This is a genomic window from Aeromonas sp. S41-2 (assembly GCF_027705845.1).
GTDB lineage: Bacteria > Pseudomonadota > Gammaproteobacteria > Enterobacterales > Aeromonadaceae > Aeromonas > Aeromonas hydrophila.
Genome location: NZ_JAPDCG010000004.1, coordinates 181,979 through 205,749 on the forward strand (window position 1 = coordinate 181,979; position 23,771 = coordinate 205,749).

General features: G+C 64.5%; 23 protein-coding genes. 5 read left to right on the plus strand and 18 right to left on the minus strand.

Translation table 11 applies throughout. The features are described 5' to 3' along the window. Positions 1 to 186: 186 nt before the first annotated feature. On the minus strand, positions 187 to 2,655 hold the full coding sequence (locus OKC44_RS11525; RefSeq protein ID WP_270812926.1) for a bifunctional aspartate kinase/homoserine dehydrogenase II: 2,469 nt from the start codon (positions 2,653 to 2,655) through the stop codon (positions 187 to 189). Then, positions 2,655 to 3,818 carry a cystathionine gamma-synthase gene (gene metB, locus OKC44_RS11530; protein ID WP_270812927.1) on the minus strand — a complete coding sequence of 388 codons (1,164 nt, stop codon included), beginning with the start codon at positions 3,816 to 3,818 and terminating at the stop codon, positions 2,655 to 2,657. The genes OKC44_RS11525 and metB overlap by 1 nt, the downstream gene beginning before the upstream one ends. Positions 3,819 to 4,026: 208 nt before the next feature. On the opposite strand from metB, the gene metJ reads away from it, so the two are divergent. The 3 genes from metJ to OKC44_RS11545 all read left to right on the plus strand — a co-directional run bounded on the left by metJ (position 4,027) and on the right by OKC44_RS11545 (position 5,561). Continuing rightward, on the plus strand, positions 4,027 to 4,350 hold the full coding sequence (gene metJ / locus OKC44_RS11535; RefSeq protein WP_195877938.1) for a met regulon transcriptional regulator MetJ: 324 nt from the start codon (positions 4,027 to 4,029) through the stop codon (positions 4,348 to 4,350). Positions 4,351 to 4,385: 35 nt separating this feature from the next. Continuing rightward, a complete protein-coding gene (locus tag OKC44_RS11540) occupies positions 4,386 to 5,138 on the plus strand; it encodes an AraC family transcriptional regulator (protein ID WP_270812928.1) in 753 nt (250 codons plus the stop codon). An 84-nt stretch (positions 5,139 to 5,222) separates the two neighbouring features. Then, entirely contained in the window at positions 5,223 to 5,561 is a 339-nt protein-coding gene (locus OKC44_RS11545) for a tRNA-binding protein (RefSeq protein ID WP_029301901.1), read from the plus strand. 72 nt (positions 5,562 to 5,633) lie between these two features. Here OKC44_RS11545 and OKC44_RS11550 read toward each other — a convergent pair whose 3' ends face one another. The 3 genes from OKC44_RS11550 to nudE all read right to left on the minus strand — a co-directional run bounded on the left by OKC44_RS11550 (position 5,634) and on the right by nudE (position 8,777). After that, positions 5,634 to 6,905: an aromatic amino acid transport family protein gene (locus OKC44_RS11550; RefSeq protein WP_017408955.1), complete on the minus strand. Its 1,272-nt coding sequence runs from the start codon at positions 6,903 to 6,905 to the stop codon at positions 5,634 to 5,636. A 413-nt stretch (positions 6,906 to 7,318) separates the two neighbouring features. Beyond that, positions 7,319 to 8,131: a 3'(2'),5'-bisphosphate nucleotidase CysQ gene (gene cysQ, locus OKC44_RS11555; RefSeq protein ID WP_011704554.1), complete on the minus strand. Its 813-nt coding sequence runs from the start codon at positions 8,129 to 8,131 to the stop codon at positions 7,319 to 7,321. A 37-nt stretch (positions 8,132 to 8,168) separates the two neighbouring features. Next, positions 8,169 to 8,777 (minus strand): ADP compounds hydrolase NudE, encoded by a 609-nt coding sequence (gene nudE, locus OKC44_RS11560; RefSeq protein WP_270812929.1) that lies wholly within the window; start codon positions 8,775 to 8,777, stop codon positions 8,169 to 8,171. A gap of 138 nt (positions 8,778 to 8,915) precedes the next feature. On the opposite strand from nudE, the gene yrfG reads away from it, so the two are divergent. After that, entirely contained in the window at positions 8,916 to 9,584 is a 669-nt protein-coding gene (yrfG, locus tag OKC44_RS11565) for a GMP/IMP nucleotidase (protein WP_270812930.1), read from the plus strand. Between the two features lie 143 nt (positions 9,585 to 9,727). Here the strand turns inward: yrfG and tyrS are convergent, their stop codons facing one another. Continuing rightward, the gene (tyrS, locus tag OKC44_RS11570; protein WP_270812931.1) at positions 9,728 to 10,996 is read right to left on the minus strand and encodes a tyrosine--tRNA ligase; all 1,269 of its coding nucleotides are present in this window, start codon (positions 10,994 to 10,996) and stop codon (positions 9,728 to 9,730) included. Positions 10,997 to 11,162: 166 nt separating this feature from the next. On the opposite strand from tyrS, the gene OKC44_RS11575 reads away from it, so the two are divergent. Then, on the plus strand, positions 11,163 to 11,978 hold the full coding sequence (locus OKC44_RS11575) for a helix-turn-helix transcriptional regulator (RefSeq protein WP_270812932.1): 816 nt from the start codon (positions 11,163 to 11,165) through the stop codon (positions 11,976 to 11,978). Between the two features lie 60 nt (positions 11,979 to 12,038). Here OKC44_RS11575 and exeN read toward each other — a convergent pair whose 3' ends face one another. From exeN to exeC, 12 genes are all read right to left on the minus strand, one after another. Then, complete coding sequence (gene exeN / locus OKC44_RS11580; protein ID WP_270812935.1) at positions 12,039 to 12,794, minus strand: GspN family type II secretion system protein ExeN; 756 nt, start codon at positions 12,792 to 12,794, stop codon at positions 12,039 to 12,041. A gap of 61 nt (positions 12,795 to 12,855) precedes the next feature. Further along, the gene (gene exeM / locus OKC44_RS11585; RefSeq protein WP_016349344.1) at positions 12,856 to 13,347 is read right to left on the minus strand and encodes a GspM family type II secretion system protein ExeM; all 492 of its coding nucleotides are present in this window, start codon (positions 13,345 to 13,347) and stop codon (positions 12,856 to 12,858) included. Beyond that, on the minus strand, positions 13,344 to 14,528 hold the full coding sequence (gene exeL / locus OKC44_RS11590; protein WP_270812937.1) for a GspL family type II secretion system protein ExeL: 1,185 nt from the start codon (positions 14,526 to 14,528) through the stop codon (positions 13,344 to 13,346). Before exeL ends, exeM begins: the two co-directional genes overlap by 4 nt. A 119-nt stretch (positions 14,529 to 14,647) precedes the next feature. Continuing rightward, a complete protein-coding gene (gene exeK / locus OKC44_RS11595; RefSeq protein WP_270812940.1) occupies positions 14,648 to 15,673 on the minus strand; it encodes a GspK family T2SS minor pseudopilin variant ExeK in 1,026 nt (341 codons plus the stop codon). Next, the gene (gene exeJ, locus OKC44_RS11600; protein ID WP_270813205.1) at positions 15,663 to 16,292 is read right to left on the minus strand and encodes a GspJ family T2SS minor pseudopilin variant ExeJ; all 630 of its coding nucleotides are present in this window, start codon (positions 16,290 to 16,292) and stop codon (positions 15,663 to 15,665) included. Before exeJ ends, exeK begins: the two co-directional genes overlap by 11 nt. A 20-nt stretch (positions 16,293 to 16,312) precedes the next feature. Then, entirely contained in the window at positions 16,313 to 16,672 is a 360-nt protein-coding gene (exeI, locus tag OKC44_RS11605) for a GspI family T2SS minor pseudopilin variant ExeI (protein WP_005308487.1), read from the minus strand. Then, positions 16,669 to 17,232: a GspH family T2SS minor pseudopilin variant ExeH gene (exeH, locus tag OKC44_RS11610; RefSeq protein WP_270812941.1), complete on the minus strand. Its 564-nt coding sequence runs from the start codon at positions 17,230 to 17,232 to the stop codon at positions 16,669 to 16,671. Before exeH ends, exeI begins: the two co-directional genes overlap by 4 nt. A 47-nt stretch (positions 17,233 to 17,279) precedes the next feature. Beyond that, positions 17,280 to 17,711: a GspG family T2SS major pseudopilin variant ExeG gene (exeG, locus tag OKC44_RS11615; RefSeq protein ID WP_005308483.1), complete on the minus strand. Its 432-nt coding sequence runs from the start codon at positions 17,709 to 17,711 to the stop codon at positions 17,280 to 17,282. A 224-nt stretch (positions 17,712 to 17,935) separates the two neighbouring features. Continuing rightward, a complete protein-coding gene (gene exeF / locus OKC44_RS11620) occupies positions 17,936 to 19,156 on the minus strand; it encodes a GspF family T2SS innner membrane protein variant ExeF (protein ID WP_011704542.1) in 1,221 nt (406 codons plus the stop codon). A gap of 1 nt (position 19,157) precedes the next feature. Next, on the minus strand, positions 19,158 to 20,663 hold the full coding sequence (gene exeE / locus OKC44_RS11625; protein ID WP_270812943.1) for a GspE family T2SS ATPase variant ExeE: 1,506 nt from the start codon (positions 20,661 to 20,663) through the stop codon (positions 19,158 to 19,160). Continuing rightward, the gene (gene exeD / locus OKC44_RS11630; RefSeq protein WP_270812944.1) at positions 20,663 to 22,696 is read right to left on the minus strand and encodes a GspD family T2SS secretin variant ExeD; all 2,034 of its coding nucleotides are present in this window, start codon (positions 22,694 to 22,696) and stop codon (positions 20,663 to 20,665) included. The genes exeE and exeD overlap by 1 nt, the downstream gene beginning before the upstream one ends. Positions 22,697 to 22,717: 21 nt before the next feature. Next, the gene (gene exeC, locus OKC44_RS11635; RefSeq protein ID WP_272481873.1) at positions 22,718 to 23,566 is read right to left on the minus strand and encodes a GspC family type II secretion system variant ExeC; all 849 of its coding nucleotides are present in this window, start codon (positions 23,564 to 23,566) and stop codon (positions 22,718 to 22,720) included. Between the last annotated feature and the right edge of the window lie 205 nt (positions 23,567 to 23,771).

Here is a 23,771-nt window from a genome sequence, read left to right on the forward strand (position 1 = left end):
CAATGCCCGTTCATGCTACATGTACAAGTCCGGTTATTACCTGACTCTTACCAGCAACCTGTTGAAGAAGCTAAAAAACGGGCCGCTTACAGGATAGGTAAATCAGCCCGTAGACCTAAAAACCTGACGCTAAACAATAAAAAGAGGCGCCACTGGCGCCTCTTTGACTGAACGGCTTGTCTGCTGTTACAGGCTGGCACAGATCTGCCAGAGGTCGTACTGGATGGCGGCGGCCGTCACTTCCCGGCCAGCGCCCGGCCCCTGAATGACCAGCGGGTTGGTGCGATAGCTGTCGCTCTCGATGGCGAAGATATTGTCGCACGGCAGCAGGTTGGCGAACGGGTGGTGGGGCTCCAGCGCCTCCAGCCCCACTCGAGCCTTGCCGTCGTGCTCGAAGCGAGCGACGTAGCGCAGCACCTTGCCGACCCGGCGTGCCCCCTCGAAGGCGGTCTGGATCGGGTCATCCAGCTCCTTGAGCCTGTCCATGAACTGATCCGTGCTCACCTTGCGCAGGGAGACAGGCACCAGGTTCTCCAGCTCGATGTCGGCGGAGTCGAGCTCGAAGCCCGCCTCCCGCGCCAGAATCAGCAGCTTGCGGCGCACATCCTGGCCAGAGAGATCCTCGCGGGGATCCGGCTCGGTCAAGCCGTGTTGCCATGCCTCGTCCACCAGCTCGGAGAAGGGGCGGCTGCCGTCATACTGCTGGAACAGCCAGGAGAGGGTGCCGGAGAAGATGCCGGAGACCCCCTGAATGCGGTCGCCGCTCTGGCGCAGCATCTGGATGCTGGACTGGATCGGCAGCCCGGCGCCCACGGTGGCGTTGTAGCGCCACTGCACCTGATGGTCGCGGCAGGTCTGCTTGATGCGCTGGTAGAACTCGCTGTCGGCGGCGCCGGCAAACTTGTTGGCGGCGATGATGTGAATGCCGAGCTGGGCAAAATCCGGGTAGTAGCGGCTCACCGTCTCGCTGGCGGTCATGTCCAGCGCAATCAGGGTATCGAAGCCGTGCTGCTCCAGCTGGGCCAGCAGCTCGGGCCAGATCAGCGGCCTGGGATTGAAGTTGTCCTGCACCTTGAGGGGATCCAGCCCCTCTTCATCCAGCAGGCCCCCTTCCGAGCTGAACACCCCGTAGAGGGTGAGCGCCAGGTTCAATTCATGCTCGAGCCGCGCTTTTTCGCGGCCATAGAGGTTCAGCCAGTGACCGCCGATGTTGCCCTTGCCGAACACCACCAGCCCGACCCGGTTCGGGCGGCTGAACAGGGCGCTGTGCAGGGCGATCAGCAGTGGCTCCAGCACCACCTGGCGCAGCACGGCCACCAGGCTCAGGCCATCTTTGGCCACCTGCACGAACTCCAGCGGCTGATCCGCCAGCAGCTGGTAGAAGCGGTGGCACTGCTCGGCATTGTCGGTGACCCCGGCCCCCACCAGCGCCACCAGGCTGTAGCCTTCGCGCTGGATAAGACCGGTGAAGCTGCCCTGCAGCTGGAAGTCGCGCAGCAGCTCGAACGCCCCCTGCGCCACCTCGAGGGTGTAGGCGAGGCGCAGGATCCGGCGATCTGGCTGGCGCTGCAGGGTGAGCGGGTTGAGGCGATGGCGGGCCAGATGGGCCTCGATGGTGGCCACCGTCTGTTCATAATGGGTCTGCGGCAGCACCTTGAGCTCGATCAGGGCGATCTGATCCACCGAGGAGACGATGCGGGCGCCGCCGGAGCGGGGGGCACGGCGCAGAATGTGGGTGCAGCCCTCGTCCGGGTTGTAGCTGCAGCGCAGGGTGAGCCGCTGGCGGCTGTCGGCCACCGGCTGCAGGGTGCGCGAGTGCAATACCGAGGAGCCGAGGCGGGCCAGCTCGTTGGCTTCGGCCAGGCTCAGGCGCTCCAGCAGGCGCGCTTCTTTCACCCGGCGCGGGTCGGCGCTGTAGACCCCGGCCACGTCGCTCCAGATGGTGGTGGATTCGCCGTCCGCCAGCAGGGCCAACAGGCTGGCGCTGTAGTCGGAGCCGTTGCGACCGAGCAGCAATGAGCGTCCCTCCATGTCGGCGGCGATAAAGCCGGTCACCACGATGCGCCCGGCGTGTTCCGCCAGCCGCGCCTTGAGCAGTTCGCTGGACAGCGCGGTATCCACCTTGACCAGAGCACCATCCTCGGCGCGCAGGAAGCTGCGGGCATCGAGCCAGATGGCCTTGTCGCCGCGACTGGTGAGTAGGGCCGCCAGCAGGCGCGCCGACCACACCTCGCCAAAGGCGAGCAGGCCGTTGCGCTCGAAGCGGTCAAACTGTCCCTCCAGGGTCTTGGCGATCAGCTGCATGTCGTCGGCCAGCTGCTGGCTCAGGTCGAGGTGGAGTTCCCCTTCCAGCAGGCCGTCGATCAGGCTCTGCTGATAGACCTGCAGGGCCGAGATGGCCTCGCCGGCGGCTTCATCCCCGGCTTCGGCCAGCTCCACCAGCTGGATCAGCCGGTTGGTGGTCTTGCCGGCGGCGGAGACCACCACCAGCTCTCGGCCGCCCCCCTGCTGCTCGGCTTGCTGTTCGAGAATGCTGGCGACCCGGCGATAACAGACCGGATCCGCCAGACTGCTGCCACCGAATTTGTGGACGTGACGTCGCTTCAAGCCTGCTTCTGTTGCCACCGCGATCTCTCCTTGTTGCTGCTGTTCCATTACTTCGCCACCTGCTGTGCCTGTGCAAACGCCGCGGCCAGATCGGCCACCAGATCCTCACCGTGCTCGATACCGACCGACAGCCGCAGCAGCTGGTTGCTGATGCCTGCCGCCTGCTGGGCGGCCGGGGTCATGGCCCTGTGGGTCATGCTGGCCGGATGGGCCACCAGACTCTCCACCCCGCCGAGGGATTCGGCCACCGAGAAGAGGGTGAGGGCCGCCAGGAAGGCGCGAATGCCCGCCTCATTGCAATCGAGCTCAAAACTTAGCATGGCGCCGAAGCCGGACTGTTGACGGCGCGCAATATCGTGGCCCGGATGGCTCGGCAGGCTGGGGTGATAGATGCGTTTGACCAGCGGTTGCTGCTGCAGGAAGGCGAGGATGCGGTCGGTGTTCTCCTGATGGGCGCGCAACCTGGGGGCCAGGGTGCGCAGGCCGCGCAGGGTGAGGTAGGAGTCGAACGCCCCGGAGGTGAGCCCCAGACAGTTGGCCCACCACACCAGGGAGTCGGCCAGCTCGGGTTCCTTGGCGATCGCCACCCCGCCCACCACGTCGGAGTGGCCGTTGATGTACTTGGTGGTGGAGTGCACCACCAGATCGGCCCCCAGCGCCAGCGGCTGTTGCAGCAGTGGCGAGAGGAAGGTGTTGTCCACCGCCACCTTGGCGCCCGCCGCGTGGGACGCCTCGGCGATGGCAGCGATGTCCACCACCCGCAGCAGCGGGTTGGAGGGGGTCTCCACCCACACCAGCGCCGGCTGCTGGGCCAGTGCCTCGGCCAGTGCCGCCGCATCCCCCTGATCGACGAACTGCACCCGGTAGTGGCCCTTGGCCGCCAGGTACTCGAACAGGCGCCAGGTGCCGCCGTAGCAGTCGTGGGGGGCGATCAGCAGATCCCCCGCCTTGAGCAGGGCGGTGGTGACCAGATGAACGGCCCCCATGCCGGTGCCGGTCACCACGGCGCCGGCCCCCCCTTCCAGCGCCGCCAGCGCGTCCGCCAGATTGGTGCGGGTCGGGTTGCCGGAGCGGGCATAATCGTATTGACGGGGTTCGCCAAAGTCGGCAAAGGTGTAGTTGCTGGAGAGGTAGATGGGCGGCACCACGGCACCGTGTTGCTGGTCAGTCTCAATCCCGGTGCGCACTGCCTGGGTGGCCTTGTGGGTCATGTCACTCTCCTTGATGTCTCTTCACACGCTGGCATGCTGTTTCTGCCACGCGCCATCCCGCCGTTGCAGGCTCATGGTGAACCACACTACGCCAGCTTAAAAAGGCCGTCAACACTTCTAGACGTCTAAATGGCTTTGCTGTTGGATTGCCATTAAATTCCTTAAGGGTTAAAATCCGCGCTCACGGCTAAATGAGAACAGGTGGATCATGGGTACAGAGTGGAACGGCGACTACGTCAGCCCCTACGCGGAACACGGTAAGAAGAGCGAACAGGTCAAGAAGATTACCGTCTCGATCCCGCTCAAGGTGCTGAAGGTGTTGACCGATGAACGCACCCGTCGCCAGGTGAACAACCTGCGTCATGCGACCAACAGCGAGCTGCTCTGCGAAGCCTTCCTGCACGCCTTCACCGGTCAGCCGCTGCCCTGCGACGAAGATCTGCGCAAGGATCATCCGGACAGCGTCCCTGCCGAGGTGCGTGCCATCATGGAAGCGCTGGGCAAAGAGATCGAAGATTTCGACGCCGAGTAATCCTGCAGCAGATGCCAAACAGCAAACCCCCTTTGATGACGCGGCCCCAGGCCGCGTCATCGCTATCCGCCCCTTTCAGCCTGCGTCGCTACCAGAGCGACATCTGCAGCCACAGCCACGACCATGCCCAGCTGGTGATCCCCCTCGACGGTCCCATCGAGATCGAGGTGCAGGGCCAGGGGCGGCGGCTCGCGCCCGGCTTTGCCTGCATCATCGCCCCCGGTGAGCGGCACGACTATGCCGCCGATCCGGCGCTCTCGTTTCTGGTGCAGGAGAGTCACTGGCTGCCCGGCGAGCTGGGCGAGCGCCCCTTCATCGAGCTGGACCAGGCCCAGCGCCACTACCTCGCCTTCCTGCACCGCATGGTGGCCGAGGGGCGCCACGTGGCCGGCATGGAGCAGGTGTGGCTGGGTCTGCTGGCAGAGGCGCAGCAGGCAGGCTCGCGCGGCCGTGCCCGCCTCGCCCCGCGTATCGGCAAGGTGCAGCGTCATATCGAGGCCAACCTTGCGACTGTGCTGACCAATCAGCAGCTGGCCGCCATCGCCTGCCTCGGCCAGAGCCAGTTCAAGCACGCCTTCCAGCAGCAGGTGGGGATGAGCGTCTCCCACTACATCCGGGCGCGGCGCATGGCGCTGGCGCGAACCCTGCTCGCCCACACCGCCCTGCCCGTCGGCGACGTGGCCAACCGCTGCGGTTACCAGAATCAGGGAGCCTTCGGCGAGCGCTTCCTGGCCGAAACCGGACTGACCCCTTCCCTCTGGCGCCAACAAAACGGCCGCTTGCCGTAACCGGGCGGCCGTTTGCCGAAGACGGCGCAGGTGGTTTCGAGGCATGCTGAGGCTCATGCAAGGTATGGGCAACGAGGAGCCAAGATGCAGACCATAAGCTGGCAGGATTTCGAGATGGTGGAGCTCAGGGTGGGCACCCTGGTGCGGGTCGAGCCCTTCCCCGAGGCGCGCCGCCCGGCCTACAAGGTGTGGGCGGATTTCGGCCCCGAGCTCGGGGTGCGCAAGAGCAGCGCCCAGATCACCGACCTCTATCAACCGCAGGAGCTGGTCGGCCGCCAGATCGTCGCCGTGGTGAACTTCCCCCCCAAACAGATAGGCCCGATCCAGTCGGAGTTTCTGCTGACCGGCTTTTACCGGCCGGACGGCGCCGTGGTGATCGCCATCCCCGAGCAGGCGGTGGAGAACGGCGCCAAGCTCGGCTAAGGCCACCACCGGACCGATACAAGAGAGGCGACCCTGGGGTCGCCTCTCTCTTTTGCGGCTGATTGCTCGCCGTTACTTCAGCAGGCTGAAGATCAGTGCCGACACCGCCAGCGCGCCGGTCAGCAGGATGAAGCCGTTGGCCCAGCGGTGGCGGAAGCGGGCCAGCGCCTCCACCTTGTAGATGGCCACCACCGGCATGATGAACAGGATCATGGCGATCACCGGGCCGGAGAGGGTCTCCATCAGCCCCAGGATCCCAGGGTTGATGATGGCTGCGCCCCAGATGGAGAAGAACATCAGGGCGATGCCGAGCCGGTCGGCCTTGGCCAGCGACAGGCCGGTGGGCTTGGCGATCAGGCTTTTCAGGCTCTCGCGGGCACCGAGGAAGTGGCCGAGGAAGGAGGAGCTGATGGCGATGAAGGCGATGAGCGGCCCCAGGGTCACGATCACCGGGTTGTCGGTGATGTTGGCGAGGTAGGAGAGCACCGAGACGTTCTGGGCCTTGGCCTCGGCCAGCTGGGCCGGCGAGAGGCTCAGCACGCAGGAGAAGACGAAGAACAGCACGAAGCCCACCAGCATCACGGTGGTGTTGCGCAGGATCAGGCTGCTCTTGGCTTCCGCCTGCTCGCCGTACTCCCGGCGCTGCACGTTGGCAAAGCCGGAGATGGCGGCGGCGTGGCTGAAGGCGAACACGGTGACCGGCAGCGCCAGCCAGACGGTGTTGAGGAAGCTGCCACCCTCCAGGCTGCCCAGCTGCGGCCATTGCCACTGGGGGATCAGGTAGCAGGAGAGCGCCGCCAGGATGGCCGCCAGCGGATAGACCATGACGGCGAAGGCGCGCAGCATCGCCTTCTCGCCGGCCAGCATCACGGCGATCATGGCGAACACCAGCAGACCGGAGAGCATCACCCGGTTCGGGGCATCCATACCGAGCTGATTGATCATGAAGCTCTCCACCGTGTTGGTCAGCCCGACCCCGTAGATGAGCAGGATCGGGAAGATGGAGAGGAAGTAAAGCGCCGAGATGAGGCGGCCGGCCATCTTGCCGAAGTGCTCCTGAGCCACCTCGGTGAAGTCGGCGTGGGGGCGCGAAGAGGAAAGCACGAAGCGCGCCAGCCCGCGGTGGGCCAGGAAGGTCATGGGACCGGCCAGCACGGAGACGATGATGAGGGGCCAGATCCCGCCCAGACCCAGATTGATGGGCAGAAACAGGATGCCGGCGCCGACGGCGGTACCAAACAGGCTGATGACCCAGTGGGTGTCGTGGCGACGCCAGGGGGTGGCGCTGACGGTGGTGGAGCAGGAACCGGACAGCTCCTTGGTGACGTCTACAGATAAACTCATTACTAATTCACTTTTTGTCAGTGTTTTAATCTGAGTTCATTGTGGTTTATCGGGATTTAATTCTCAAAAGTCCACCCTGAAACATATCACTACCATTACGGGCTTCAGCCAGTGAGATTGGGAATGGAATCGGGATCACATAAATGAGTAAAACTGAATATTGTTGAAAACGTGAAATTTAAAACCAAATTTTCACTCTTGGTCAATTTTTTATTTTGGCCAAATGATCGTTTGCAGAATTACCTGAAAAAATCGTGCCATTACTCCGCCTTCTCTTGTGATGATTCACTGTCATTCCCGCGCTTTGCCAGCGGATATTTCTGTTCATTCCCGATGAAACCAGCGGATCACACCAAGCAATCAGGCGGCCATGGGGCCGCCTGATTGCCGTCAACGATGACCTGTTCACCCGCTCAGTGCGCCAGAATGCTGCCCCAGGCGAGATCCGGATCCCCCATCACGATGAAGTCCGGGTTCTCCAGCGACTCCGTCTCGTTGTAGCGCAGCGGCTGCAGCGCCAGGCTGAGGATGCGACCACCGGCCGCCTCGACGATGCACTGGGCGGCGGCGGTGTCCCACTCGCCGGTGGGGCCGAGCCGCACGTAGCAGTCGGCCGCCCCTTCCGCCACCAGACAGGACTTGAGCGAGCTGGAGCCGAGCGGGATCAGCTCGTAGTTGATGGCCGGGTTGAGGCGGCGGGTCAGGTTCTCCAGCTTCTGGCGACGGCTAATAGCGACTACCAGCGAATCGGGCTGATCGTGCTCGTGGTGCATGGCGCTGATGGGGTGCACCTCGCCGTTCGCCTCCTTGAAGGCGCCATGACCACGCACCGCCCAGTAGAGCACGTTCGACTCGGGGGCATAGATGACGCCAAGCACCGGTACATTGTCCTGTACCAGGGCGATCAGGGTGGCGAAGTCGCCGCTGCCGGCGATGAACTCGCCAGTGCCGTCGAGGGGATCCACCAGCCAGTACTGACGCCAGTTGGCGCGCTGGCTGAAAGGGATGTCGGCCGCCTCTTCGGTCAGCACGGGAACATGGGGAGTGAGCGCCGACAGCGCCTGTTTGAGGTAGGCATCGGCAGCAAGATCGGCACTGGTGACCGGGGTCGCATCCTCCTTCAGCTGACGCTCGAACTGACCGCCGTGATAGATTTCGTGAAGGATCCTGCCCGCTTCGCGCGCGATCTCCTTGACCCCCGGCACCCAGGCCAACAACTCCTGCATCTTGTTATCCTCTGTATTCAAACTGCCCGTCTGCGGGCTATTCTGCCTGCTCCGCCAGCCAGCGTTGGGCCAGCAGCAGCGCACTGATGCTGCGCGACTCGGTAAAGTCGGGTCGCGCCAGCAATTCGTCGATCCGGTTCAGCGGCCAGGGGATCACCTCGAGGGGCTCGGGCTCGTCCCCCACCCGCTGCTCGGGGAAGAGATCCCGTGCCAGCAAGATGTCCATCCGGCTGGAGAAGTACCCCGGCGCCAGCGACACCTGCTTGAGCAGGGTCAGGCTGTTGGCCCCAAAGCCCGCCTCTTCCATCAGCTCCCGGTTGCCCGCCTCGAAGGCATCTTCACCCGGGTCGATCAGCCCCTTGGGAAAGCCCAGCTCGTAGGAGTGGGTACCCGCCGCGTACTCGCGCACCAGCAGCAGGGTGTGGGCATCAAACAGCGGCACCACCATGACGGCGCCCCGGTTGCCGCCGCGCATCCGCTCGTAGACCCGCTCTTCGCCGTTGGAAAACTTGAGGTGGAGCGACTCCACCTTGAACAGCCGGCTCTCGGCCACGATCTCGGCCTTGAGGATCTCCGGCTTGCTCTTGCCATGCGCCATGGTGTCGACGCTGAGGTGGACGGGTTTGCGTTGGTGGAGGTCACTCATCGGGGCTGGCTGCTCGTTAAAAAATCGTGTTTCAAGAGTAAACGACTCCCCTCTCGAACACCACGGGGCAAGGGTGGGAAAGCGGCGGGAAAAATCCGTTATAATGCCCGCCCGTTTCGACCCGACCACCGAGGCCCCATGCCGACCCCACTGCCCTGGCACCAGATAGACACTGTCCTGCTCGATATGGATGGCACCCTGATCGATCTCCATTTTGACAACCACCTCTGGCAGCAGCTGGTACCCGAGCGCTATGCCGAGCGACTCGGCCTGCCGCTGGCCGAGGCCAGAGTGCAGATCGAGGCGCACTACCAGGCCGTCAGCGGCACCCTCAACTGGTACTGCGTGGATTACTGGAGCGAGACGCTGGGGCTCGACATCCGCGCCCTCAAGCAGGAGATCCTGGCCAAGATCCAGTGGCGGCCCCACGTCATCCCCTTCCTGACCGCCCTGCGGGCCGCGGGCAAGCAGCTGGTGCTCTTCACCAATGCCCACCCCACCAGCCTGTCGGTGAAGGATGCGCAGCTGGGGCTGGCCGGCCACCTCGATCTGATGGTGAGTACCCACGAGCTGGGCTGGTCGAAGGAGAGCCAGCACTGCTGGCAGGCACTGGCCGAGCGGCTGGCGTTCGACCCGGCCCGCACCCTGTTCGTGGATGACAGCGAGCGGATCCTGCGCGCCGCCGCCGACTACGGCATCGGTTATCAGCTCGCCATCCAGAACCCGGACAGTTGCCAGCCCGAGCAGCACATCACCGCCTTCCCGGCGATCCGTGATTACGCCGAGTTGCTGCCGCTGGCCGTGTAAGCCGAGAGGCAGGGGAACATCTGGGCAACCAGACGCCATCTCCCCCATCCCTTCCACGATGACGCCGGATAGCAACCGCTGACCCAGCAGGTAGCGGATAAACACAAGGGCTGCCCAGGCAGCCCTTGTCGATCCCGGGTCGCTCACCCCAGCCACGTCACCAGCCGGTACTGCTTCTTGCCCCGGCGCAGCAGCAGGTAGCGGCCGAACAGCCGGTCAGCCGCCGTCAGTGGCTCTTCCCGGCGGATCTCGCCATTGAGGCTGATTGCGCCTGCCGCCAGCAGCTCGCGGGCGATCCGCCTGGAGTTCGCCAGACCGCTCTCCACCAGCAGGGTCACCAGATCTGTTTCCCCCTCGATTCGGCAGCTTGGCATGCCATCCTGCGCCAGCTGGGCCAGGTCACTCTCGCCAAGGCGCGCCACCTCGCCACTGAACAGCAGTTCACTGATGCGCTGCACCGCCGCCAGCGCCCTCTTGCCGTGCACCAGCTCGGTCAGCTCCTCGGCCAGCACCTGCTGCGCCAGCTTGCGCCCTTGCCGCTTCGCATCCTCCGCCTCCAGCGCCTCAATCTCGGTCAGCGCCATGAAGCTGTAGTAGCGCAGGAAGCGGTAGACATCCTCGTCCGCGGTGCTGAGCCAGAACTGGTAGAAGGCGTAGGGCGAGGTGAGCGCCGGATCGAGCCAGATTGCGCCCCCTTCGGTCTTGCCGAACTTGGTGCCATCGGCCTTGGTGATGAGGGGCAGGGTCATGCCGTGCACCTGCGCCTGATGGAGGCGGCGGGTGAGATCCATGCCGCTGGTGATGTTGCCCCACTGGTCGTTGCCGCCGATCTGCAGGGTACAGCCGAGGCGCTGGTTGAGCACCGCGAAGTCCTGGGATTGCAGTAGGGCGTAGGAGAACTCGGTGAACGAGATGCCCTGATCCGGGCGGGCCAGCCGCTGGCGCACCGATTCGCGGGCCAGCATGGCGTTGACCGAGAAGTGCTTGCCGATGTCGCGCAGAAAATCGAGGGCGGACATCTGCCCCATCCAGTCGGCGTTGTTGACCAGCAGCGGCGCCGCCAGCCCGTCGCTGGCCGGCAGCAGCGCTTTTATCTGGGCCGACAGGCTGGCTACCCAGCCCTGCACCGTCTCGGCGCTGTTGAGGTTGCGCTCGGTCGCCTTGAAGCTGGGATCGCCGATAAGACCGGTGGCACCGCCCACCAGCGCCACCGGGGTGTGGCCCGCCAGCTGGAAGCGGCGCAGCATCAACAGCGGCACCAGATGGCCGATGTGCAGGCTGCCGGCGGTGGGATCGAACCCGCAGTAGACGGTGCGCGGGGTGGCGAGGTGGGAGGCCAGCGCCACCGGGTCGGAATTCTGGGCCACCAGGCCGCGTCGGGTCAGCTCATCGAGCAGGTGGGGGTTGATCATGGGTGCTCCAACAGCAAGGGGAAAAGGCCACATCCTCGCCGCTCTGACCTGCGCCGAATATGTCCCCTAGGGGACAGTTTTGCCACTCTCGTGCTAGCATCCGGCTATCGTGTGACCATCGCACAACCATCGCGGGGAGCCTGCCCGCCACCCGGAAGCCATCGCCATGAACCAGACACTTGCCACAGATGCCCCGACCCGCAGCATGACCGAGGTGGTCGATGCCCTGCACGGCAGCGCCTTTCCGGCGGCGCTGGTGCGCCTGATCCAGCAGCAGGTGGCGTTCGACTGTGCCTTGCTGCTCGGGGTGGGGCAGCGCCCCGTCTACCTCTATGACAACCTGCACCACCAGCGGGCCCTGCTGTTCGATCGCTACCTCACCCGCCACTTCAGTCAGGATCCCTTTATGCAGGCGCTGGAACAGGGTCTGGGGGCCGGGGTCTGGACGCTGGCGCAGGTGTCGCGCGGGCGGCTCGACCCTGAGTATCGCCACCACTTCTATCAGGCCACCGGCTGGCAGGAGGAGGTGGGGCTGATCCTGCCGGTACGCGATGGCCTCACCCTGATGCTGTTTCTGGGCCGACTCGACAAGCGCAGCAGCCTCAGCCGTGACGAGCTGGCCCGACTGGAGGCGCTGTTTCCGCTGGTCCATTCGCTGTGCCGCCAGCACTGGCGGGAGGGAGCCGCGTTGCTGGCACAGAGTCCGGCACTGCCGGGTGGCGCCGATCTCAAGGCGACCGTGGAGCAGGCCATCGCCAGCGTGGGGGGCGCGAGTCTCACCCGCCGCGAGCGTCAGGTGGCGGGATTGCTGTTGCAGGGGCTGGATACCGAGGCCATTGCCGATGCACTCGGCATCGGCAGCGGCACGGTGAAGAATCATCGCAAGCACCTCTACGCCAAGCTGCACCTGCGCTCGCGGGCCGAGCTGTTCCGCTTCTTCCTCAATCATCTCATCACGGCGCCAGCCAGCACCTTCCCATAACGACACCACCCCGCCGGGGCGGGGTGGTGTCGATGCATGCCAGATCAGACAACAAGGCCGTCAGATCCGGCCCTGATAGCGTAGCGGGAAGCGCCCCTGACCATCGGGTTGGCCGAGGAAGGGCAGCCCCTGCTTCATCTGCTCCGGCAGATCGGGCCCGGGTTTGAGGGTGCCCTGGAACAGGTACTGGCGATTGGCCTGCAGCTCCAGCTTGCCCTGCACCTGTACCGCCTCCGAGCCCTGCTTGAGCTCGGCCACCAGCCGGGAGTCGATGCAGGTCAGCTTGATCTCGGGATCCCCCAGCACCAGCTTGCCGGCCGGGGTATCGGCATCGGCCCCGTACCAGTAGAGGTTGCCGTAGAGGTTGTCGCACCAGGGGTTGCCCTGGGCTACCTGATCGAGCTTGAGCTGCAGCTGGCCGGCCACCGTCACCGGCACGGGCAGCTGCATCGGCACCCGCACCAGCAGCCAGGGGGCCGGCACGTTGAGGGTGATGTCGCGGCCAAAGGCGGCGCCGCTCCAGCCAACCACCCCCTGCCCGTTGAGGCCGCTGCGCTCGCCAAAGCGCAGGGACACCTCAGGGGCAAAACGCAGCAGCGACCAGCCGTTGAGCTCCCAGCGTAGCTGGGTCAGCGACTCACTGGCGTATTGCAGGCGGGCAACCTGGCCGCTCCAGAGGGTGCCGCTCACCCCTTCCAGCTGTACCAGGGGCGGCAGCGGCAGGTAGCGCACCACCAGAGACGCCGGCAGCTTGGCCAGCAGGAAAACCAGATAGGCCGCCAGAAACAGCACGGCAATCAGCACTCTTTGCTTCATAGAAAACGACTCGACTGCAAACGCCCGATCAGGCGCGGGGCCCTGCTCGGGACGCGTGGTTTCATTGGGGACGGCTCAGCTGCAAGCGGCGTACCTTGACCAGGCCGGGCGCCAGATTCTCACGGGCCACCTCGATCACCTGCACCTGCACGCCATGGCGATCCGCCAGGGTCGCCAGCCAGATCAGCAGGTCATCGAACGCCACCGTGTCGATCCACACCTGCAGCTCCTGACCCTGGGGCTGCAAGCGGGCAATCTTGATCTTCTGGTTGAAGGCGGTACGGTTGACCACCCCTTCCAGGGTGCCGCTAGTATCGAGCTGGCGGCCCTGGCCACCCTGCAGCGCCAGCACCTCTTCACCCTTCTCTTTCAGCCAGGCGAGGGTCTGCTGCTGGCTCAATACCTGCCGCTCGCGCTCGTCGATGCGATTGCCGATGGGCTGCCAGATGACCCAGTAGCAGAAGCCGATCAACAGTACGCTGCCGCCCACCGCCACCAGCCGCTGCTCACGGGCGCTGATGCCGCGCCACCAGCCTTGTAGTTTGTCCATCATGATGATTTACCCTTCAGCACCAGTGCCCCTTCAACCTTGCCTTCGGTGCTGCGCACCTCCCCCTGCTGCACGTCGAAGCGCTTGCCGGCCAGCTCGCGAAAACGCTCGATCTCGGCAAAACCGGGGGCCGTCACCTGCAGCCTGAGCTCGCCGCGAGCCGCGTCGAAACGCAGCACCTCGGGCTTGAGGCCGGGCACTTCGGCAAAGGTGGGCGCCAGCTCGGTCAGCACCATCAACACCCCGTCCTGCGGCGTCTGCCCCAGCTGCTGGAGGTGCTGGGTCATCTGGCTGCGCACGTTGACGATGCGGCTCTCCCCCGGGAAGATCCGGGTGTAGACCTGCCGGATCTCCGCCTTGAGCGCCTTGTCCTGCTCCGCCAGCTGGTAGAGCTGCACGCCGCGCTGGGCGAACGCCACCACCAGCAGCGCCCCGGCCACCACCGCCACCTTGCGCCACTGCTGCCAGTAGCGGGAGTATTCGGTCTGCGGCCGGTAAGGCCCCTGCAGCAGGTTGGCCTGACTGGCGAGTGCGCCCCGGGCCAGCAGCAGCATGGGCAGCTCGGGATCGGCCGCCTGCCAGCTGGCCGCCGCAATGGCCGGCGGCGGGGTATGGCTGTGAATGGTCACCGGCGCCGGCTCCGCCGCCAGCAACATGGCCAGCAGCGGCTCGTCGGCGACGATGCCCTGACAGGGCCCCTGGCGTAGCAGCCACTCCTTGCCCAGCTGCAGCGCCGACCAGCCCCCGCTCGCCTGCGGCAGCGCCAGCACGTCCGGCAGCAACTGCCGGCTCTTGAGACCGGCCTGCTCCAGCCAGCCGAGCCAGGTCTGCATCTTCTCCTTGTCGACCGCCATCAGGTCCACCTCGTGACCCTGATGACCCAGCACCACCAGGTGCAGCTCATCCACATCGGAGGCGATTTGCTCCTCCAGCAGATAGGGCAAGGCGGCCGCACTCTGGCGGCTGTATTTGCCCGGCAGGCTCACCCGCCGGAAGATAAGATCGCTGCCGGGCACCAGCACCACCGCCGGGCGGCCACCGGCCCGCTCCTGCAGCTCGCCAAGGGCATGGGCCGAGGCCAGGGTACCGGAGGCGATCACCTCCTCTTCCCCGCCCGACCACACCAGCCACTCGACCGGCTGCTGCGCATTGGTCCCCAGACGGATGACCAGACTCTCGCTCACTAATGTCTCTCCTGCCATGCCCGCTCGCATCCTTCGGGATGGGCGGGCGCGCAGCCATGGGCTGCAGTCCAATCGGGGGATGGCGCGGGCCGGCCAACGGCCGTCGCCCGCCTCCCTTGTTATTCGGCGCCGCCGTTCAGACGGCGCAGCATCACCAGCTTGTTGTCCTTGCCGCGCACGAAGACGCTCTCCAGCCGGGCGCGGGTGTCACCCACCTCGGCAATCAGCCTGGCCTCGAAATAGCTGCTCTTGACGTCCAGCGCCGCATCCAGCCCCTGGATGTTGCCCACCTGTACCGGCATCTGGTCCGTCATCTCCTTCTTGTTCTTCCACCCCTTCTGGGGGCGGCTGGTCAACACCCGCTTGGCATCGTCCAGCCCTACTTTGTCCAGATAGAGCGCCACCAGCAGGGCCGACTGCTCCGGCCGGATGGTGTTGACGTTCACCACCAGCTTGTCGTTGGGCAGGGCGCACACATAGGGTGCCAGCCGAGCGTACATCTTGGCGCTCACCCCGCGCACCGCTCGCAGCTCGTCGGTGCCAAGCATCCACTGGTTGGCGGTCAGATATGGGGGGGTGAGCCCTTCGTAATAGGCATCCTCGGCGCCGTAGCTCGACACCAGCACGGTATCCTTGTCGGTCCAGTCGCGGATGGCATCGGTCAGCTGCACCGCCTCGTAATCTTCCACCTCAAGCTGCTTGAGCAGCGCCTTGAACACCTTGACCGGATAGGGCTGCTTCTCCAGATCGTCGCCGCTGATCCCGTCCTTCAACGGCACGCTCAGGCTGTTGAGGTTGAAGCAGGATTGCAGATCCCGCACCCGGCCGGTGAGCTTGCCGTCATCCACCGGGAAGACCGCATCCTGGCGCGCCCAGTTCTGCCCCAGGCTGACCACGTTGGGGTCGTCCTTGAAATCCTGGGCCAGCACCTTGCTCACCAGCGCCTCCGCCGACATGGCATACCACCAGGCCTGCTTGCCGGCGGTGAGGTTGGCGGTACGGCGCAGCTCCAGCTGCAGGCGGCCGCTCATGTTGCTGGCGATGATCACCATCACCGACAGGATGAGCAACACCACCAGCAGGGCCATACCCCCCTGGCGGCCCGGTGTGGTGCGGGATCGGCCCCGGCCGCGCTTAATTGCCATTGTCCGCTCGCTGGCCGCCAGCGCCGATCAGGAACTGGCGGCGGATGGTACCGTAATCTTCCAGATCCAGCTCCACCGCCAGCCCGTAGGGCAGCACGTTGCGCTGGGTCCACTCCTCTTTCCAGGCGCCCTTGTCGTAGAAGTAGAGCCGCAGCGCCGTCACCCGCTCCAGCATCGGCTGGATGCGCGGCTCGGTGCCGATCACCGGATCCGGGTAGAGGTAGCTCAGCCGCTCCAGCTTGTGATCCTTGAGCCGCCAGCCGACCCGCTGCAGGCCTGAGCGCGGCAGCATGCCGTCCGGGTTGAGCCAGCCGCCGCGCATGAAGGCCATGCCCCAGTCGTCGCTCTGCTGGCCAAAGCGGGAGGCCGCCAGCAGCACCTTGTTGTTCTCGCCGTCGATGCGGCCGCTGCGCGGCACCATCTGGGTAATGTCCCGCTCCAGCACGGAGAAGGCCAGTTGCAGCTCGGAGAGACGTCCCTCCTTGCGCTTGGCCACCTCGTCGCTGGTGAGCACCCCTTGCAGCACCTGATAAGCGCCCAAGCTCAGGCCGGCGAAGATGGCGATGGCCACCAGCATCTCCAGCAGGGTAAACCCCGCCTGATGCCGGCTCCGGCTTATGGAGACACCTTGATGCAGATTCATCGGCTGATATAGGTCCGGATCATGGCCACCGGGCTGTCAGCCTTGGGCGCGGTACGCACTTCCATGTCCAGCGCCTTGAAGTTGCTGTCGGCGGTAGCGACGCCGCGATAGCGCCAGTACCAGGTCTGGCCCGCCATCTGCTCGTCCCCTTCCACCCAGCTGTCACCGGGCCACTTGGCTTCGAGCTTCTGCTGCACCAGCTGGTTCTCCACCACCCAGGTCGCCAGGGTCTTCTGTTCCAGATAGTTGAGGCCGGAGAGGTGCTCGCTGGCGGTCTTCATCACCGCCAGCCCGGCGATGGCGAACACCGCCAGCGCCACCATGACTTCCAGCAGGGTCATGCCACGGGCGTTCATTCCTCTTCCTCCTCGTCCTGCAGCAGGCGCAGGCGGCCGAACTCGTCCGCCTTGACCGTGCGCACATAGCGCAGATCGTCGTCCTGCTGGGTCAGGGTCAGCACGAAGGGGGTCAGCTCGCCACCGGGAAAGATGAACACCTGCGGCGTGCGCTCCTTCTCGTCGCGCCCCTTCTCGTACTTCTCGTCGGATTCGGTCCGCCAGCTGAAGCCCTCAAGCTCGATGGCCAGCCGCATGTTGTCGGGCAACTCGACCCGATCCAGCAGCTTGTCGCCGCTCATCACCTGCCACTTGCGATCCTTGGCCGCGCGCTGCATGAACTGCCAGCCGTTGTCCTCGACACGCAGGCCCACCAGCCGGCCATCCATCACCGAATACTCCTGCGCCTGCTGCAGCACGGCCATGAAGCGGCGCGCCTGCTTGTCGAGCTCTCTATCCCCCCTGGCGCCGCCCATGCTGAGGGTGACGGCAGTGGCAACCAGCCCCATCAACATGGCGACCAGCAACACTTCCAGCAGGGTAAAACCGGCCTGGCGACGGGCAGAAGAGGCCACCTTCATTCAGGCAGCCCCGGCATGACTCGGTGAGCGCGACGCGGCGGGATCACTTATTGGAAATCCTTCAGGTTCCAGTTGCCGATGTCGTCATCGGTACCGGCTTCGCCATCCAGCCCCATGGAGAAGATGTCGATCTTGCCGAACTGACCCGGGCTCAGCATCTGGTACGGGTTGCCCCAAGGATCCTGCGGCAGGCGCTTGATGTAGCCCCCTTCCCGGTAGCTGCGCGGCTCAGGTGCGGCGGTCGGTTTGTTGACCAGCGCGTCCAGCCCCTGCTCAGTGGTCGGGTAGCGATTGTTGTCCAGCTTGTACATGTCGAGGGCGTTTTCCAGCGCCACTATGTCGGAGACCGCTTTCTGCTGGTCCGCCTTCTCCTTGTTGCCCATCAGGTTGGGCACCACCAGGCTGGCCAGGATCCCCAGGATCACGATGACCACCATCACTTCCAGCAGGGTAAAACCCGATTGACGACGCTTTTGCATGACTTACTCCCTAACGAAATGAGATGGCATGAACCATCAACGATTAACTGTTAAACCACGATCGCTCGATGACGCCTGTCGGCTAATCGAACCTACGGAGTTGATTGGATTGGTAGGTTCGAATAGCGAAGCGTATTCGAACGTCCGAACCTTACATATTCACCATGTTGTTGAGCCCGAGCGAATTGACCGCAGGATCGACCGAAGTCACCTGCCCGCCAGCATCACAGATTCACCATATTGTTGAGCTCGAGGATCGGCTGCAGAATCGACATCACGATAAACAGCACCACCCCGGCCATGGAGACCACCAGCATGGGTTCGAACACCCCGAGGGCGATGTTCACCTGGGTTTCAAACTCTCGATCCTGGTTGTCCGCCGCCCGCTCCAGCATGTTGTCGAGCTCGCCGCTCTGCTCGCCGGAGGCGATCATGTGCAGCATCATGGGCGGAAAAATCTTGGTTTCATCCAGCGACTTGCGCAGGCTGGTCCCCTCCCGCACCCGCTCGGTGGCCTCACCGATACGCATGCGGGCAAAGTCGTTGGAGAGCACTTCGCCGGAGATCTTCATCCCCTCCAGCAGCGGCACGGCGCTGGCGTTGAGGATACTCAGGGTGCGGGCGAAACGGGCGGTGTTGAGACCGCGGCTGACCCGGCCGATCACCGGCAGGCGCAGGATCAGCTGGTGCCAGTGACGGCGACGCTTGTCGTCGGTCAGCCACCAGCGCCAGACAAAGCCGCCCACCAGCAGCAACAACAGGAACCAGAGACCGTAGTGCTGCATCAGCTCGCTGGTACCGATGAGGAAGCGGGTAGTGGCCGGCAGTTGCTGGCCCATGTGTTCGAACTGGGCCACCACCTTGGGCACCACGGCGGTGAGCAGGATGGAGATGACGCCGATGGCGACGCAGGTCAGTACGATGGGGTAGATCATCGCCTGCAGCAGCTTGGTGCGCATGTGCTGACGCTGCTCGGTGTAGTCGGCGAGGCGGTTGAGCACCTTCTCCAGGTGACCGGACTTCTCGCCGGCCGCCACCATGGAGCGGAACAGCTGATCGAACACATGGGGGAAGGCCGCCAGCGAATCGGCCAGCGAATAGCCCTCCACCACCTTGCTGCGCACCGTGGCCACCATGCTGCGCAGGTGGGCCTTCTCGCACTGCTCGGCGACGGCCTTGAGCGCCTCTTCGATGGTGAGCCCGGCCCCCACCAGGGTGGCCAGCTGGCGGGTGATCATCGCAAGCTCGGCGGTGCTGGCACCACGGCGGAACAACACGAAGCGGTTCGCCTCGCGCTTGGCCTTCTCGGTGGTCTCGTTCACCTCGAGCGGGGTCAGCCCCTGCTCGCGCAACAGCTGGCGTACCTGGCGGGCGGAATCCCCCTCCAGCACGCCGCTCTTGTTGCGTCCCTTGCCGTCGAGGGCCTTGTATTCGAATGCTGCCATCTCAGTCTTCCCGGGTCACGCGCAGCACCTCTTCGAGGCTGGTCTGCCCCTTGAGTACCTTGTCGATGCCGTCGCGGCGGATGCTGGGGGTGTGACCCCGGATCAGCCGCTCGATGGCCAGCTCGCCGCTGGCGCTGTGGATCGCCTCGCGCACCGCTTCATCGATCACCACAAGCTCGTGGATGCCGGTCCGGCCGCGATAGCCGGTGTGGTTGCACTGCTCGCAGCCCACCGGCCGCCACACCTGCTGCTCCGGCGCCAGCTCGATGCCCATGGCAATGCGCTCCTGCTCGGTGATGGGGCGCGGCGCGCGGCAATCGGGGCAGAGGGTGCGCACCAGCCGCTGGGCCAGCACCGCCAGCAGTGAGGAGGAGAGCAGGAAGGGTTCGATGCCCATGTCCCGCATCCGGGTGATGGCACCGATGGCGGTGTTGGTGTGCAGGGTCGACATCACCAGGTGACCGGTCAGCGATGCCTGCACCGCGATCTGGGCAGTTTCGAGGTCACGGATTTCCCCCACCATCACCACGTCCGGATCCTGGCGCAGAATGGCGCGCAGGCCGCGGGCGAAGGTCATGTCCACCTTGCTGTTGACCTGGGTCTGGCCAACCCCTTCGAGGTCATATTCGATGGGGTCTTCGACGGTCAGGATGTTGCGATCCCGCGAGTTGATCTCGGAGAGGGCCGCGTAGAGGGTGGTCGATTTGCCCGAACCAGTCGGGCCCGTCACCAGAATGATGCCGTGGGGCTTGCGAATGAGTTCACTGATGATGTTGCGGTTGGCCAGCGTCATGCCAAGCTGCTTGAGCTCGAGCCGCACGTTGTTCTTGTCGAGCAGACGCAGCACCACCCGCTCGCCGTAGCTGGACGGCATGGTGGAAACCCGCACGTCCACCGCCCGGCCGCCGATGCGCAGTGAGATGCGGCCATCCTGCGGTACCCGCTTCTCGGCGATGTCCATCCGCGACATGACCTTGATGCGCGACACCAGCAAGGAGGCGAGCTTGCGATGGGGACGCAGGATCTCCCGCAGCACCCCGTCGATGCGAAACCGGATCACCAGTGCCCGCTCGAAGGTCTCGATGTGGATGTCGGACGCCTCTTCTTTTATCGCCTCGCTCAGCATGGCGTTGATGAGGCGGATGATGGGGGCGTCGTCGTCGGCATCCAGCAAGTCTTCACTCTGGGGCAGCTCTTCGGCCAGCGCGAAAAAGTCCATCTCGTTGCCGAGATCCTCCATCAGCTGGCGCGCCTCGGAGGAGTCGCGCTGGTAGTGGGCCATCAGCAGTTCTTCGAAGGCCTCGCCGTCCATCTGCTCCACCGTGAAGGCGCAGCCCGCCACCCGCCGCACTTCCAGCAGGGTTTGCGGCGTCACACCCTGGCGGCAGAGCAGCACCGGGGCCCCCTGCCGCTCGGTCAGGATCACCCCGAAGTTGCGGGCGAAGGCAAACGGCAACTCGGGCAGGGCTGCCGGCATGTCGACGCCATCCAGCTGGTATGCCGCCATTACTTGTTACCCACGAATGGCTGGGATCCGCCGCTCGTCTGCGGGACCGACTGTGTCTGCTGGAGCTGCTTCTGCACCTCGGGCGACATGGTCACGCCCTGGCCGTACTCGGGCAGCACCTGGCGCTTGGGCGAGGTGAGGTAGCCCTCCTGCGCCGCCGCCTCCTGCTGCTCTGAGCGGAACTGGGAGTACTTGTTGCTGGAGATACCGCTGTAGACATCGGCATCACGCAAAATGGTCGGTCGGATAAAGACCATCAGATTGCGCTTGGAGGTCGAGTTGGAGGTAGAGCGGAACAGATAACCCAGCACCGGGATGTCGCCGAGCAGCGGCACCTTGGAGACCTTCTCCTGGGTCTTCTCGTCCATCAAACCGCCCAGCACCACTGTCTCACCACTCTTCACCAGCACCGCGTTCTTGATGGTACGGGTATCGAAGGTCGGGCCCAGCGTGCTGGTGCCGGGTGCCTGGGTCTGCGCCACGCTGGAGACCTCCTGCTCGATGTTGAGCAGCACGGAATCCCCCTCGTTGATCTGCGGCGTCACCACCAGCTTGGTACCCACCGTCTTGCGCTCGATGGTGTTGAACACCTGATCGCTGGTGGTGGAGCTCTGGGAGCCACTCTGCACCGGCACTTCCTGACCGACGTTGAAGGAGGCTTCCTTGTTGTCCATGGTGACGATACTCGGCGTGGAGAGAATATCGTTCTTGGTATCGGTCGACAGGGCCGTCACCAGCGCGGCCCAGTTGCCCTTGTAGAAGCCGGCCGCCATACCGTTGAAATCCTTGGCCAGCGAAGCCAAGCCGGTGGTAGTGCCGTTCTTCTGGTAATCCTTGGCCGCGATGGCCACCGAACCGATGGGCAGACCGGTGTCGGTGAACTGGGTGCCGCCGCCATTGGTGTTGGCCCACTGCACCCCGAGGTTGAGGCCGTCGCCATCGGCGATCTCGACGATGATCGCCTCCACCAGTACCTGGGCACGGCGAATGTCGAGCTTGGCGACTACCTGCTCCAGTTCGGCCATCACGTCCGGCTGGGCGGTGATCACCAGCGCATTGGTGGTCTCGTCGGCGGAGATGGCCAGCTTGCCACCGCCGATGCTGGCACCGCCACCGCCTGTGGTGGTGGCCGCGCCGCCCTTCTTGTCCGCCTCGATGCTGGAGCTGACGCCCTTGAGCACCTCCACCAGATCCTTGGCCTTGCCGTATTTCAGATAGAAGACCCGGGTGTTGCCCTGGCTCTGCAGGTCACGGTCGAGCTGGTGCACCATCTGGATGATGCGGGCGCGCGCCTTGGGCTCGCCGCTCACCACCACCGAGTTGGTGCGCTCGTCGGCCACCACCTTGGGGGCCAGCAGCAGGGAGGTGTTGCCGCCCTGGTTGTTGCCATCCTTGTTGAGGTTGGTTACCAGCCGCACCATCTCGCCGGCAGAGGCGTACTTGAGCTTGACGATGTCCACTTCCTGGTCGCCCGCCTTGTCGACCCGGCGTACCACTTCCACCAGCCGATTGACCACGGCGGCGCGGCCGGTGATCAGCAGCACGTTGGAGGGGTCGTAATGGACCACGTTGCCGCCACCGGCGTTGTCGTTGAGCTGGCGCAGCAGCGGCGCCAGTTCACGTACCGAGACGTTGCGCACCGGCACGACCCGGGTCACCATCTCGTCGCCGCTGCCGGGGTTGCTCTCGTCCACCACCGGGATGGCGGAGGTCTTGGCATCCTTGGAGCGCACCACCTTGAGCACGCCGTTGTCCATCGGGACCACGGCGAAGCCATAGACGTCGAGCACGCTCAGGAAGAACTGGTAGTACTGGTCTTCGTTGAGCAGGTCATAGCTGCGGACGTTGATCTTGCCGCGCACCGAAGGCTCGATGATGATGGTCTTGTTCAGGTTCTTGCCGACCGTGTTGATGAACTCTTCGATGTCGGCATTCTTGAAGCTGGCGGAATACTCGGTGGCCCAGGCAGAACCTGCCATCATCAGCGCCGCAGCCACGGTGGCCAGACGCCAGCCCTTCCCTTTATTTATCATTCTTGGTGCTACTCCAAATCATTATTCTGACAAGCCGACATAAACGTCGTAGAGCTGTCCTTGCCGCTCGACGGTGACGGTCATTTCCGTTGCGCCAGCCACCTGCTGCATCGCCTGCATGGCCTGAGCGTTATCCCGCAGATCCAGCCCATTGATGCTGACCGCCATGTCGTTGGCGACCAGCCCCAGTTGATTGAACAGTTCCGGATTGCTGCCCGGATTGAGGCGATAGCCGACCATACGGCCATCGACCCGGACCGGGGAAATATTGAGGTAATCGGTGATCTTGCCGGGGTTGCCCATCAGCTCGTTGCGCACCGAGGAGAGCTTGCCGTCCTGGTTGCCCGGCTTGGGCAGCGGCTTGCCGTACTCCTCCCCGTCCAGCATCAGGGTTTCGTCGCGGCCGTCCCGCTCGATGATGACCCGATCCGGGAACACCTGGCGGATCTTGGCCTGGGTACCATCGATGAGATCACCGATGCCGTAGGAGTTCTGCAGCCCGTTGTGGGCGATGATGGCAATGGATTTGGCGGGATCCGAGCTCGCCAGCACGCCGTTGAGCTGGGCGTTGAGCTGGGTCTTGGGAGCATCGGCTGCGACAACATCGGCCGCCTGGGCCTGCTGTTTGGCCTTGCCGAACAGTGCCAGCCGGCTGACGCCGCTCAGGTCGAGCCGGTTTGCACCCTGGCTCTGATTGGCGACCACCGACGGTTGCCAGGACTGGCTGACGGGCCGGCTGCCGAGATCCAGCAGACGCCAGGTGAGACCGGCACACTGGTGGGCCAGCAACAGCAGCAGAAGCCAGAACAGAGGCTGGCTGAATCGGGAGAGTGGCACGGTTTTACAACGGGCCAGAAGGGAGCTCAACAAGTCATCCCTGAACGGTAGCGTCATGTTTATCAATATTTTCTGGCATCCAAATCGGTTGGCTATTGTGTACGGCAATGGACCCAGAGACAACCGACCGGATGGGATGAAGCTGCGAAAATTGACATTCCGTCACACCATCAGCCCCCCTGTTTCTATCCCGGGGCCCGCCTCTGGTATAATCAGGCACCCCTTTCAGCCATTCCGG

Bases quoted from the DNA above. Each gene is read 5' to 3' on its own strand.
- exeM (WP_016349344.1), bottom strand. From the start codon at position 13,347: ATGATGGACAAACTACAAGGCTGGTGGCGCGGCATCAGCGCCCGTGAG.
- tyrS (WP_270812931.1), bottom strand. From the start codon at position 10,996: ATGATCAACCCCCACCTGCTCGATGAGCTGACCCGACGCGGCCTGGTG.
- yrfG (WP_270812930.1), top strand. From the start codon at position 8,916: ATGCCGACCCCACTGCCCTGGCACCAGATAGACACTGTCCTGCTCGAT.
- exeN (WP_270812935.1), bottom strand. From the start codon at position 12,794: ATGAAGCAAAGAGTGCTGATTGCCGTGCTGTTTCTGGCGGCCTATCTG.
- exeE (WP_270812943.1), bottom strand. From the start codon at position 20,663: ATGGCGGCATACCAGCTGGATGGCGTCGACATGCCGGCAGCCCTGCCC.
- exeI (WP_005308487.1), bottom strand. From the start codon at position 16,672: ATGAACGCCCGTGGCATGACCCTGCTGGAAGTCATGGTGGCGCTGGCG.
- cysQ (WP_011704554.1), bottom strand. From the start codon at position 8,131: ATGCAGGAGTTGTTGGCCTGGGTGCCGGGGGTCAAGGAGATCGCGCGC.
- exeK (WP_270812940.1), bottom strand. From the start codon at position 15,673: ATGGCAATTAAGCGCGGCCGGGGCCGATCCCGCACCACACCGGGCCGC.
- exeH (WP_270812941.1), bottom strand. From the start codon at position 17,232: ATGAAGGTGGCCTCTTCTGCCCGTCGCCAGGCCGGTTTTACCCTGCTG.
- metJ (WP_195877938.1), top strand. From the start codon at position 4,027: ATGGGTACAGAGTGGAACGGCGACTACGTCAGCCCCTACGCGGAACAC.
- OKC44_RS11575 (WP_270812932.1), top strand. From the start codon at position 11,163: ATGAACCAGACACTTGCCACAGATGCCCCGACCCGCAGCATGACCGAG.
- OKC44_RS11525 (WP_270812926.1), bottom strand. From the start codon at position 2,655: ATGGAACAGCAGCAACAAGGAGAGATCGCGGTGGCAACAGAAGCAGGC.
- nudE (WP_270812929.1), bottom strand. From the start codon at position 8,777: ATGAGTGACCTCCACCAACGCAAACCCGTCCACCTCAGCGTCGACACC.
- OKC44_RS11545 (WP_029301901.1), top strand. From the start codon at position 5,223: ATGCAGACCATAAGCTGGCAGGATTTCGAGATGGTGGAGCTCAGGGTG.
- exeG (WP_005308483.1), bottom strand. From the start codon at position 17,711: ATGCAAAAGCGTCGTCAATCGGGTTTTACCCTGCTGGAAGTGATGGTG.
- exeF (WP_011704542.1), bottom strand. From the start codon at position 19,156: ATGGCAGCATTCGAATACAAGGCCCTCGACGGCAAGGGACGCAACAAG.
- metB (WP_270812927.1), bottom strand. From the start codon at position 3,818: ATGACCCACAAGGCCACCCAGGCAGTGCGCACCGGGATTGAGACTGAC.
- OKC44_RS11550 (WP_017408955.1), bottom strand. From the start codon at position 6,905: ATGAGTTTATCTGTAGACGTCACCAAGGAGCTGTCCGGTTCCTGCTCC.
- exeD (WP_270812944.1), bottom strand. From the start codon at position 22,696: ATGATAAATAAAGGGAAGGGCTGGCGTCTGGCCACCGTGGCTGCGGCG.
- OKC44_RS11540 (WP_270812928.1), top strand. From the start codon at position 4,386: ATGACGCGGCCCCAGGCCGCGTCATCGCTATCCGCCCCTTTCAGCCTG.